Origin of the sequence: Mangrovimonas sp. ST2L15 (genome assembly GCF_001280515.1) — a bacterium.
In the GTDB taxonomy this organism is placed as follows: Bacteria; Bacteroidota; Bacteroidia; order Flavobacteriales; family Flavobacteriaceae; genus Mangrovimonas; species Mangrovimonas futianensis.
In genome coordinates this window covers 45,658-58,534 of record NZ_LBIQ01000030.1, presented here as the reverse complement: position 1 = coordinate 58,534, position 12,877 = coordinate 45,658, and the positions used below count along the sequence as shown (strand labels likewise).

At 37.8% G+C, this 12,877-nt stretch carries 8 protein-coding genes and 1 tRNA gene; 7 read left to right on the top strand and 2 right to left on the bottom strand.

The features are described 5' to 3' along the window. Positions 1–202 precede the first annotated feature (202 nt). Positions 203–275, top strand: a tRNA-Gln gene (locus ZA07_RS04200). A 46-nt stretch (positions 276–321) separates the two neighbouring features. Here ZA07_RS04200 and ZA07_RS04195 read toward each other — a convergent pair. Then, complete coding sequence (locus ZA07_RS04195) at positions 322–1,149, bottom strand: universal stress protein (RefSeq protein ID WP_053970487.1); 828 nt, start codon at positions 1,147–1,149, stop codon at positions 322–324. Between the two features lie 163 nt (positions 1,150–1,312). Here ZA07_RS04195 and rimP point away from each other — a divergent pair, with 163 nt between their 5' ends. From rimP to infB, 3 genes are read left to right on the top strand one after another with little or no spacing between them, the layout of a single operon-like run. Next, positions 1,313–1,777, top strand: coding sequence for a ribosome assembly cofactor RimP (gene rimP, locus ZA07_RS04190; RefSeq protein WP_053970486.1), 465 nt, complete (start codon positions 1,313–1,315; stop codon positions 1,775–1,777). A 12-nt stretch (positions 1,778–1,789) separates the two neighbouring features. Next, positions 1,790–3,022: a transcription termination factor NusA gene (nusA, locus tag ZA07_RS04185; RefSeq protein WP_053970485.1), complete on the top strand. Its 1,233-nt coding sequence runs from the start codon at positions 1,790–1,792 to the stop codon at positions 3,020–3,022. A gap of 29 nt (positions 3,023–3,051) precedes the next feature. Beyond that, positions 3,052–5,856 (top strand): translation initiation factor IF-2, encoded by a 2,805-nt coding sequence (gene infB, locus ZA07_RS04180; RefSeq protein ID WP_053970484.1) that lies wholly within the window; start codon positions 3,052–3,054, stop codon positions 5,854–5,856. A 54-nt stretch (positions 5,857–5,910) separates the two neighbouring features. Here infB and ZA07_RS04175 read toward each other — a convergent pair whose 3' ends face one another. Further along, on the bottom strand, positions 5,911–6,306 hold the full coding sequence (locus ZA07_RS04175; protein WP_082316510.1) for an SPOR domain-containing protein: 396 nt from the start codon (positions 6,304–6,306) through the stop codon (positions 5,911–5,913). 214 nt (positions 6,307–6,520) lie between these two features. On the opposite strand from ZA07_RS04175, the gene ZA07_RS04170 reads away from it, so the two are divergent. From ZA07_RS04170 to nrfD, 3 genes are read left to right on the top strand one after another with little or no spacing between them, the layout of a single operon-like run. Continuing rightward, entirely contained in the window at positions 6,521–7,813 is a 1,293-nt protein-coding gene (locus ZA07_RS04170) for a c-type cytochrome (RefSeq protein ID WP_053972036.1), read from the top strand. A gap of 31 nt (positions 7,814–7,844) precedes the next feature. Continuing rightward, on the top strand, positions 7,845–11,108 hold the full coding sequence (locus ZA07_RS04165; protein ID WP_053970483.1) for a TAT-variant-translocated molybdopterin oxidoreductase: 3,264 nt from the start codon (positions 7,845–7,847) through the stop codon (positions 11,106–11,108). A gap of 29 nt (positions 11,109–11,137) precedes the next feature. Beyond that, on the top strand, positions 11,138–12,868 hold the full coding sequence (nrfD, locus tag ZA07_RS04160; protein ID WP_082316509.1) for an NrfD/PsrC family molybdoenzyme membrane anchor subunit: 1,731 nt from the start codon (positions 11,138–11,140) through the stop codon (positions 12,866–12,868). The last annotated feature ends 9 nt before the right edge of the window (positions 12,869–12,877 follow it).

Genomic DNA, 12,877 nt, shown 5'->3' with positions numbered 1-12,877 from the left:
TTCTTGGTTTGTAAAGATGTGGCGAATTTAACAATAAATATATATAAGCTGAAAGTATTATATTCCTATTAACAAAAGTTAGTATTGATGCCTAGTGCCAGTATTTCCCATAAAGGTAACGTGAAGGTGTCTAAATTATTTTTTAATTTTTTTTTTGCTCAAAAGAAACTTTGTTTTAAATTTGCAACCTCTTTTGAGATTATGGCCTATGGTGTAACTGGCAACACGTCTGATTTTGGTTCAGAAGAGTCTAGGTTCGAGCCCTAGTAGGCCAACAAAAAAGCCTTCGGATTTTCCGAAGGCTTTTTTTGATTTAAGTCCTTATTTTATTTTGAACGTCATGACTGGTCTTTTAGCATGATTGACCAAATCTTCACTGATGCTGCTATTAAAGAAGTGAGCAATTCCTTGTCTGCCATGGGTGCTGATGCCAATGAGGTCTGCTTTGATTTCTCTTGAAAAATTTAAAATTCCTTTTTCAATGGTTTCGTCATTGTATATGTTGATTGTGTAGTTTTCAAACGTGTCTTCACTGATAAAATCATGTATTCTATCATGAGCCTTTATGGTTGTTTGGAAATTGCTGGCTGTATTGACCAGTAACAAGTGAATTTTTGCATCAAACATTCTTGCTAACTTGGTTGCTTGTTTGTAAGTTTCTTTGTTATCATTTTTGAAATCTGATGCAAAAACAAAATCATTCACCTCAAAAGAGTCATGTTGGTTTTTAATAACCAAAACGGGTATTTCCGAAGTTCTTACTACTTTTTCGGCATTTGATCCAATAAACATTTCCTTGAATCCGCTAGAACCATGAGAGCCCATGACAATCAGGTCGGCTCCTTTTTCTTTGGCCACATTAGATACTTCTGCGAAATTTTGATTAAAATCTACAGTTTCATGCACTGTAATGCCATCTAAGAATGAGCTTGACATTATGTCTTCAAATTTTTGATGGGCCAGCTTCATGAAAAACATGGCTTCAGGGAAATCGCTTTGAACATTTAGGGTATCTACCTGTTGCACAGGAATCTCCAATAAGTGAAGTAAATAGATTTCAGAATCATATCTTTTTGCTAATTGAGCGGCTACTTTTAAGGCATGTTCCGCTTCATTGGAGAAGTCGGTTGGTACTAAGATTTTTTTCATAATTAGTTCGTGAGTGTGTTAGTAGAAAGTGTACTATAAAGGTAAAAAATTAAAATGATATTTTACGGATTATGTAATTCAATTTAAATGTTGTATATTTGCACCGTTGTAAGAAAAAGAAATCAATGAGGGGACGGGAAGTCCCCTCTTTTTATACTTAAAAATGCTTAAGCCGACAGTAGAAAAATTATTAGAAAATTTCTTCGATCAAAACCCTCAATTATTTTTGATTGACATGTCTATCTCAGAAGATAACAAAATAATGGTGGTGATTGATGGGGACCAAGGTGTTACCGTGGAAGATTGTGTTAATGCCAGTAGGGCGGTTGAACATAATTTGGACCGTGAGGAAGAGGACTTTTCATTAGAGGTGTCTTCGGCTGGAGCTACTGCTCCGTTGGTTAACCCTAGGCAATATGCAAAAAACATTGGCAGGGAGTTAGCGATTAAGACGAATGAAGGAGGGCAATTTGAGGGTAAATTAGCTGAGGCTAATGATGAGAACATAACTATTCAGTGGAAGGTTAGAGAGCCTAAACCGGTAGGAAAGGGAAAGGTAACTGTTAAAAAGGAAGCTGTAATAGGATTACAAGATATAAAGGAAGCAAAAGTTATGATAAAATTTTAATTCAAAAGGAGAATGGAAAATCTTGCATTAATAGAATCTTTTTCAGAGTTTAAGGACGATAAGCTAATAGATCGTGTGACCTTGATGGCTATTTTAGAGGATGTTTTTAGAAATGCTTTGAAAAAGAAATTTGGAGATGATGATAATTTTGATATCATTATTAATCCAGATAAGGGAGATTTGGAAATTTGGAGAAACCGAATTGTAGTTGCTGATGGAGATGTTGAAGATCCAAATCAAGAAATTTCATTGTCTGAGGCAAGAAAAATTGAGCCCGATTTTGAAGTTGGCGAAGATGTGTCAGAAGAGGTGAAACTAATAGATCTTGGAAGAAGAGCAATTTTGGCGTTAAGACAGAATTTGATTTCCAAGATTCACGAGCATGATAACACCAATATCTATAAACAATTTAAAGATTTAATTGGTGAAATTTATACGGCAGAAGTGCACCATATTCGTCATAGAGCCGTAATTTTGTTGGATGATGAAGGAAATGAGATTATATTGCCAAAGGAAAAGCAGATTCCTTCTGACTTTTTTAGAAAAGGAGACAATGTAAGAGGTGTTATTGAAAATGTAGAATTGAAAGGAAGCAAACCTTCAATCATCATGTCGAGAACATCACCTTTGTTCTTAGAAAAATTGTTTGAACAAGAAATTCCAGAGGTGTTTGATGGTTTGATTACCATCAAGAACGTGGTTCGTATCCCAGGAGAAAAAGCAAAAGTGGCAGTAGATTCTTATGATGATAGAATCGACCCTGTTGGAGCATGTGTAGGAATGAAAGGTTCAAGAATTCACGGTATTGTACGTGAATTAGGAAATGAGAATATTGATGTTATCAACTACACAAATAATGTTCAATTGTATATTACAAGAGCATTAAGTCCTGCTAGAGTTACTTCTATTAAAGTTGATGAGGAAAATAAACGCGCTGAAGCAGTACTAAAACCTGAAGAGGTAAGTAAGGCGATAGGTAGAGGAGGACATAACATTAGATTGGCTGGTCAATTGACAGGTTATGAAATTGATGTGTTTAGAGAAGGAGCTGAGGAAGATGTTGAATTAGCTGAATTCTCTGATGAAATAGATAGCTGGATTATAGAAGAATTTAGCAAGGTTGGTTTAGATACCGCCAAAAGTATTTTAGAACTGGATATCTCAGATTTAGTTAAGAGAACAGATTTAGAAGAAGAAACAATTAAAGAGGTCATCGCAATCTTAAGAGAAGAATTCGAGGACTAAAAAACAAACAATAGGTTTAAAGGCAATTTATGGCTGGAACGATCAGATTAAACAAAGTATTAAGGGAGTTGAATATCTCTATTGACAGAGCTGTGGAATACTTGGATTCCAAAGGCATCAATATTGATAAAAGTCCTAATACTAAAATCACTGAAGACATTTACGAAGTTTTGTCAGACGAGTTTCAAACGGATGCAGACAAAAAAGTTGCGTCCCAAGAAGTAAGTGAGGCAAAACAAAAGGAAAAGGAAGAGCTTAGGCTGCAGCGAGAGCGTGAACTTCAGAAGCAAGAGGAAGAAAGAGCTAAAAGAGAGGCGGAAGAGCAGGAGAAAATCGTGAAGGCGAAATCTACCCTTACTGGTCCGAAAACGGTTGGTAAAATTGATCTTGAACCTAAGAAAAAGGAAGAAAAGGCTCCTGAGAAAGAAGAGGTCAAGGAAGAGGAAACTCCGGTTGTTGAACCAGTAAAAGCGGAAGAAAAACCTCAAGAAGCTCCGGTTGCCAAGGAAGAAATTAAGCCAGAGCCTGCCCCAATTAAGAAGGAGGAGCCTGTAAAGGAAGTCGCTCCTAAACAAGAGGTTAAAAAGCCAGAGGAGGCTCCAGTTAAAAAGGTGGAAGTCGAGCTAGATGAAAATGGCGATCCGAAACCTGAAAAATTGAAGACCCAATACAAAAAACTTTCTGGACCTAATATCACTGGTGAGAAAATTGACTTGTCTCAATTTAACAAACCAAAGAAAAAGAAAGAGGTCAAAAAGGATGATGACAAAAAGGCTGGTGATAATTCAGCTAGAAAGAAAAGAAGGAGAATCAGTAAAGGTGGTGTTGGTGTAGACAATAGACAAGGCGGAGATAGAAATAACGACAGATTCAAAGGGAAACCTAAACCAGGAGGTAAAGGAAAACGCCCAATCTTGAAAGAAGAGCCTAGTGAAGAAGAAGTATCAAAGCAAATTAGAGAGACTTTAGAGAAACTTCAAGGTAAATCCTCTAAAGGTAAAGGAGCCAAGTATCGTAGAGAGAAAAGAGAGCAACATAGAGAGCAGACTGAAAAAGAATTACGTGCAGAAGCAGCAGAAAGCAAAAAGCTTAAAGTAACAGAGTTTGTTACAGCAAGTGAAGTAGCAACTATGATGGATGTTCCTGTAACTAAAATTATTTCAGCATGTATGTCTTTAGGTATGATGGTTACCATGAACCAAAGACTGGATGCAGAAACTCTTTCAATTGTTGCCGAAGAATTCGGTTATGAAGTAGAATTTGTAACTGCCGATATTGAGGAATCTTTTGAAGAGGTACAAGACAAACCAGAAGATTTAAAACACAGAGCTCCTATTGTTACGGTGATGGGACACGTAGATCACGGTAAAACATCATTATTGGATTATGTTCGTGAAGAAAATGTGATTGCTGGTGAATCTGGAGGAATTACGCAGCACATTGGTGCTTATGGGGTGAGCTTAGAAGATGGTCAAAAAATCACTTTCTTAGATACACCAGGTCACGAGGCCTTTACAGCGATGCGTGCTCGTGGTGCTCAAGTTACCGATATTGCTATTATTGTGGTTGCAGCTGATGATGACATCATGCCGCAAACTAAAGAGGCCATTGCCCATGCTCAAGCAGCGGGAGTGCCTATTATTTTTGCAATCAACAAAATTGATAAGCCAACAGCAAATCCGGACAAGATTAAAGAAGGGTTGGCAAATATGAACCTATTGGTTGAAGATTGGGGTGGAAAAATTCAATCCCAAGATATTTCAGCTAAAACAGGGGAAGGTGTTGCTGAACTATTAGAAAAAGTATTGTTAGAAGCCGAACTATTGGAACTTCAAGCAAATCCTGATAAAAATGCTACTGGAACTATTGTAGAAGCATTCCTGGACAAAGGAAGGGGTTATGTAGCTACCATTTTAGTTCTTTCAGGAACTTTGAGAATAGGCGATTACGTTCTAGCTGGTAAACACAGTGGTAAGGTAAAAGCAATGCATGATGAAAGAGGTAATGATGTGTTTGAAGCAGGACCTGCGACTCCAGTATCTATTCTTGGGTTGGATGGTGCTCCTCAGGCAGGTGATAAATTCAATGTCTTTGATGATGAAAGAGAAGCCAAGTCTATTGCTGCAAAACGTACCCAATTACAACGTGAGCAATCTGTAAGAACACAACGTCATATAACTCTTGACGAAATTGGAAGACGTATTGCTTTAGGTGACTTTAAAGAACTTAATATTATCCTTAAAGGGGATGTGGATGGTTCCGTAGAAGCCTTAACAGATTCATTCCAAAAACTTTCAACTGAAGAAATTCAAGTAAATATTATCCATAAAGGTGTTGGTGCCATTACCGAAAGTGATGTGCTATTAGCTTCTGCTTCAGATGCGATTATCATCGGGTTTAATGTAAGACCTATGGGTAACGCCAGACAAATAGCTGATAAGGAAGAAATCGACATCAGAACATATTCGATTATTTACGACGCCATCAATGATTTGAAGGATGCGATGGAAGGTATGTTATCTCCAGAGCTGAAAGAAGAAGTTACTGGTACTGCTGAAATAAGAGAAACCTTTAAGATTTCTAAAGTTGGAACCATTGCAGGATGTATGGTTACTAGCGGTAAAATATATAGAAATTCAGGAGTTAGACTTATTAGAGATGGTGTGGTAATTTACACTGGAGAATTGACTTCATTGAAACGATTTAAGGATGACGTTAAGGAAGTTTCTAAAGGATACGATTGTGGTATGCAGGTGAAAAATTATAACGATATTCAGGAAGGTGATATCATTGAAGCATTCCAAGAAGTTGAGGTAAAAAAGAAACTTAAATAAAGTTCCATAAAATTAAAAAGGGCGGTTGAAAAACCGCCCTTTTTTTATGACTTATTAGGATCTCCTTTTGGGTTTGAATATAAATGCTGCAGGAAATTCTTTTTTTATTGTAGCTAGAGCTTTATCTGCTTCCAAGCGGCTTCTAAAGTTTCCAACACGCACCTTATAATTAGGTGTTTCAAAATCCATTTTACAAGACCAACTTTCGTATTTTTTCCTGAATTCAGTAACTGATTTTTCAGCACCACTTAAATTTCCAGAAAAAATTTGAATTTTATATCGGTCTGAATATTCATTAGAGGCATTTACCTCTTTTTTTAAGGCAAAAAGCTGATCTATTTTTTTATCCTGATTGATTTCGACCTTTCCCGATTGAGAAAATCCAGTACCCATACAAATAACAGTAATCAAGATACTTAGATTCAGTTTGATTTGATTTGGTTTCAACATAAGCGAATTTATTTAATACAAATGTATGTCTTAATAAACAATATTGAATAAATTTTATTATTTAGAATTTCTCTAAATTAGTGTTTAACACTTCTGTAACATTTTTAGAATGGACTTTAAATGTTACTTTTGTCCGAGATTTTATAACTGTATTTTTTTATTACCATTAATGAAAAAATCGTACCAGAGTTTAGAAGTTAATTCAACCAATAATATGAAACAGGTGACTCACCGTAGATTAAGCAGGAGGTTTCTTCATGCCAGCTTGATATTTTTATTGACGATTTCAACATCCCTTTTGGCGCAAGAAGGCGATCCAGCAAAAGGGAAGCAACTATTTAATGCCAATTGTGCCGCTTGTCATAAGCTTGACAAGAAAATGACTGGTCCTGCCTTACGTAAGGTGGAGCAGCGTTTGGCTGATGAGCAAGGTTTAGACAGAACCTGGCTTTACGATTGGATTCATAACAGTCCAGGTGTTATCGGTTCTGGAGATGCTTATGCCAAGAAAATTTATGATGAATATGCTGGTGCAGCCATGACACCGTTCCCGCAATTATCAGAAAAAGATATTGATGATATTTTGGCTTATACTGCTGAAGAGCCAGCTGCACCTACCAATGATCAAACAGCACAAGTAGGAGTTGCTCAAGGTTCTGGTGATTCTGGAACTTCAAACCAATTAATACTTGGTGCTTTAGCTATCTTATTTGCTTTATTGGCTTTTGCTTTAATCCTTGTTAGAAAAACCCTTAACAGGTTTGCTATTGAAAAAGGAGTGGCTTTGCCGGAGCATCAAAAAGGACTTCCGCTTTGGAAGGCGTTTGCTCAAAACCAATTTTTGGTTTTGGTAACGGCTATTTTCTTTTTATTAGCTGGAGCCTATTTTGTTTACGGTTATTTAATGCAGGTTGGTGTTGATCAAGGTTATCAACCAGTGCAACCTATTCATTTCTCGCATAAAATCCACGCTGGTGACAATGGAGTAGATTGTAAATATTGTCACTCATCTGCGCGTGTTAGTAAGACTTCAGGTATTCCATCATTGAACGTTTGTATGAACTGTCACAAATCTATTTACGAATACAATGGAGAAACATCTCCAGAGTACTCTAAAGATTTCTATGATGGAGAAATCAAAAAATTATATGCTGCTGTTGGTTGGAATGATGCCGATCAAAAGTATACTGGGGAAACTCAGCCGGTCAAGTGGGTAAGAATTCACAATCTTCCAGATTTTGCTTACTTCAACCACTCACAACACGTTACCGTTGCTGGATTGGAGTGTCAAACTTGTCACGGCCCAGTTGAAACCATGGAAATCATGTATCAGTACTCGCCTTTAACAATGGGGTGGTGTATTAACTGTCACAGAGAAACTAATGTGAAAGTTAAAGACAATGGATATTATGAAAAAATCCATGAGCAGTTATCTAAGAAATATGGAGTAGAGGAGCTTACAGCTGCCCAAATGGGTGGATTAGAATGCGGTAAGTGTCACTATTAATTTTAACTAAGAAGTAATTCAATTTTATCATATGTCATCAAACAAGAAATACTGGAAAAGTGTTGAGGAGCTAAATGAAAATAGCTCTATTGTTGAGACGCTAAAACAGAACGAATTTGTTCAGGAGATTCCTACGGATGAGTTTTTAGGAAATAAAGAATCCTTGGAAAGCTCTAAAACAACACGTCGTGATTTCTTAAAATACGTTGGTTTTAGTACGGCTGCAGCTTCTTTAGCTGCCTGTGAAGGGCCAGTAATTAAATCAATTCCTTACGTAGTTCAACCAGAGGAGATTATTCCTGGAAAAGCGAATTACTATGCAACCACTATTGCAGATGGATTTGATTTTGCTAGCGTTTTAGTGAAAACCCGTGAAGGCCGTCCAATAAAAATCCTTAATAATAGCTTAGCATCTACTAATGGTGGTGCCAATGCAAGAGTGAATGCATCTGTATTAGGATTGTATGATAGCCTACGTGTTAAGGGCCCTATGAAAGAAGGGAAAGCCATCACTTGGGATGCATTTGATAGTGAAGTAAACCAAAAATTAACTGAAATCAGCAATTCAGGAAAGCAAATAGCATTGTTCACGCAAACATTCGCTAGTCCGTCTACTGAAAAATTAATTGCTGAATTCAAAACAAAATATAATAATGTCAAGCATGTGTCTTACGATTCTGTTAATGAATCAGCGGCACTGGATGCCTTTGAAGCTCAATATGGTGAAAGAGGTTTGGCAGATTATGATTTTTCTAAAGCTAGTACCATTGTATCCTTTGGAGCAGATTTCTTAGGTGACTGGCAAGGTGGCGGTTTTGATTCAGGTTATGCTAAAGGACGTGTTCCAGAACATGGAAAAATGTCTCAACATTTCCAATTTGAAGCAAACATGTCTTTGACTGGTGCTAACGCTGATAAGCGTGTGCCTTTGACGCCTTCTCAGCAAAAGGTAGCTTTGGCTAAATTATATTCACAAGTTGTTGGAGGTTCTGTTTCTGGTGAATTGCCTAAAGGAGCAGACGAAGCTGTATCTAAAGCGGCAGCAGCACTTAAAAAAGCTGGTAGCAAAGGAGTCGTTGTTACTGGGATTCAAGATATAAATGCACAAACGGTTGTTTTTGCCATCAATGAATCTTTAGGAAGTAAGGCATTTGACCCAGCTACTCCAATAAAAACAAAACAAGGAAGAACTGAAGAAGTAGCTCAATTGATCTCAGATATGAAATCTGGGAGTGTGGGAGCTATCATCATGAGTGGTGTTAACCCAATGTATACCTTACCAAATGCTTCAGAATTTGCTGAAGGTTTAGGTAATGTAGAATTATCGGTTGCCTTCTCAATGAAAGAAGATGAAACTTCTTCAAAAGTACAATATATCGCAGCGGCACCTCATTATTTAGAAGCATGGGGTGATGTGGAGTTTAAAAAAGGACATTTTGCCTTAACACAACCAACCATCCGTCCGTTGTTTGACACTAGACAGTTTCAGGAAGCTTTATTAAAGTGGAATGGAAATGCAACAAAATTGCATACCTATATTAAGGAGACTTGGGGAGGCGGACTATTAGGTGGTGCTTCATTTAACCAAGCGCTTCATGATGGTGTTTTTGTTGCTGGTGGATTGGTATCTGGTCCTGCTGGAACAGGTTCATACCATACCGAAGAAACGACAACTACTTCACTTAAGGATAAGAAGGAAAGAACTAAAGTAGGAGAAATTATCCATGATGCGGCTGTAGGGGTTGGTTTAGCTAAGGAAGATCAAGACGAATACGTTACTTCTACAACAACTAAAACTGTTAGTGATGGTGAAGCTAGTGCTTCGACTACTACTGCAATTTCTGCAGGAGCTGCAGCTAAGGCATTGGCAAATGCTTCAAGTCAAGGACTTGAATTAACCTTGTATACCAAAACAGGTATGGGTGATGGGCAACAAGCTAATAACCCTTGGTTACAAGAATTCCCTGATCCAATTTCGCGTGTGTCATGGGATAACTATTTGACAGTTTCTAGAACTGATGCTGAGAAGTTAGGTTTGATGAATAAACACGTTTCAAACGGTGCGCTTAACGGAAGTTATGCCGATGTTACTGTAAACGGTGTGACTGTTAAGAATGTACCTGTTTTAATTCAACCAGGTCAAGCAAATGGTTCTGTTGGATTGTCTTTTGGTTACGGTAGAACTGCCGGATTAAAGGATGAAATGAAAACAGGAGTTAATGCTTACCCATTTTACCAAAACTTTGACTCAGTTCAATCTGTAACTGTTTCTGCTGCGGCAGGTGAGCATGAATTTGCTTGTGTTCAGTTGCACAACACCTTAATGGGGCGTGGTGACATCGTGAAAGAAACAACTTTAGAAATCTTCAATACCAAGGATAAACATCATTGGAATGAAGTGCCTCAAGTATCTTTAAACCACGTTGAAACCCCTGTAACTGATCCCAAAGTTGATTTATGGGATGAGTTTGATCGCTCAATCGGTCACCACTTCAACTTATCAATTGACTTGAATGCCTGTACAGGTTGTGGAGCTTGTGTGATTGCATGTCATGCAGAAAACAACGTGCCAGTAGTAGGTAAATCAGAAGTACGTCGTAGCCGTGATATGCACTGGTTACGTGTAGATAGATATTACTCTTCAGAAGAATCATTTGCTGGAGATAATGACAAGAAAGATAACATTTCAGGATTAGGAAGTTCATTAAGTGAGTTTGGGGAGATGGAACATGCATCTGACAATCCACAAGTAGCTTTCCAACCAGTAATGTGTCAGCACTGTAATCACGCACCATGTGAAACTGTTTGTCCAGTAGCGGCAACTTCTCACGGTCGTCAAGGTCAAAACCACATGGCTTATAACCGTTGTGTAGGTACAAGATATTGTGCTAACAACTGTCCTTATAAAGTGCGTCGTTTCAACTGGTTCTTATATAGCAATAATGACGAGTTTGATTACCACATGAATGATGATTTAGGTCGTATGGTACTTAACCCAGATGTGGTTGTACGTTCTCGTGGTGTGATGGAAAAATGTTCTATGTGTATCCAAATGACTCAAAAGACTATTTTGGATGCAAAACGTGATGGACGTCCGGTAAAAGACGGTGAATTCCAAACAGCTTGTTCTGCTGCTTGTAGTAGTGGAGCAATGGTATTTGGAGATATCAACGATAAGGAAAGTAAGGTGGCACACCTGAAAGAAGATAATCGTATGTATCATTTACTTGAGCATGTTGGTACTAAACCAAATGTGATTTATCAAGTGAAAGTGAGAAATACAACTGAAGCATAAATTAACGAAGAAACAATTATAAATTAATTATGGCGTCTCATTACGAAGCACCTATTAGAAGACCTTTAGTTACGGGCGAAAAATCATACCACGATGTTACTGTGGATGTGGCAAGACCTATTGAAGGTAAAGCAAACAAGCAGTGGTGGATTGTATTTAGTATTTCACTAGTAGCTTTTCTTTGGGGATTAGGATGTATCATTTACACCATATCTACCGGTATTGGAACTTGGGGTTTAAATAAAACCGTTGGTTGGGCCTGGGATATCACCAACTTCGTTTGGTGGGTAGGTATTGGTCACGCAGGTACCTTGATTTCTGCAGTACTTTTATTATTCCGCCAAAAGTGGAGAATGGCAATCAACCGTTCTGCAGAAGCAATGACCATCTTCTCTGTAGTACAAGCAGGTTTGTTCCCTGTAATCCACATGGGTCGTCCTTGGTTAGGATATTGGGTATTACCAATTCCGAATCAGTTTGGTTCTTTATGGGTTAACTTTAACTCGCCATTACTTTGGGACGTATTTGCGATTTCTACATACTTATCAGTATCATTGGTATTCTGGTGGACTGGTTTGCTTCCTGATTTCGCGATGATTCGTGATAGAGCTGTTAGACCGTTCCAAAAGAAAATTTACTCTCTAGTAAGTTTCGGTTGGTCTGGTAGAGCAAAAGATTGGCAACGTTTTGAAGAAGTATCTTTGGTATTAGCCGGTTTGGCAACACCACTTGTACTTTCTGTACACACCATTGTATCCTTTGACTTTGCTACTTCGGTAATTCCAGGATGGCATACGACTATCTTCCCACCATATTTCGTAGCGGGAGCGATTTTCTCAGGATTCGCGATGGTAAACACCCTTCTTATTATTATGAGAAAGGTTTGTAACCTAGAAGACTATATTACTGTGCAACACATCGAATTGATGAATATTGTAATCATGATTACGGGATCTATCGTAGGTGTGGCATATATTACTGAGTTATTTATAGCTTGGTATTCTGGAGTGGAATATGAGCAATATGCTTTCTTGAATAGAGCAACAGGACCTTACTGGTGGGCTTACTGGTCTATGATGACTTGTAACGTTTTCTCACCTCAGTTCATGTGGTTCAAGAAATTGAGAACAAGTATTATGTTCTCTTTCTTTATCTCTATTGTTGTAAACATCGGTATGTGGTTTGAACGTTTTGTAATTATCGTGACTTCATTGCACAGAGATTACTTACCATCTTCTTGGACGATGTTCTCTCCAACCTTTGTTGATATTGGAATTTTCATTGGTACAATAGGTTTCTTCTTCGTGTTATTCCTATTGTATTCAAGAACCTTCCCTGTTATCGCTCAGGCAGAAGTAAAAACGATTTTGAAATCTTCAGGACAACGATATAAGAGAATTAGAGAAGCTGGTGAAAGTTTAGTGGGAACTGGTGCAGATGAAAGAACTTCTGTTTATAAGTTACCACAAGAGACGGCAGAATCTCATCTTACAGTGGCACATGCTGAAAAGGTAGATAGTCTATTGGCAAGTGTTGGTAAATTTGACCCAACTACGGAAGCTGCAGATGATTTGAAGAGAATTAATGGAGTTGGTCCAAAAATGGAAGAAGCTCTAAATAGTATTGGAATCTACACCTTTTTACAAGTGAGTAGAATGACAAAAAGAGAATATGATTTAATTGATGAGATCACTGGCTTATTCCCTGGAAGAGCGGAAAGAGATGATTGGTCTGGTCAAGCAAAACAACTAATAAACTAATCTTAGGCA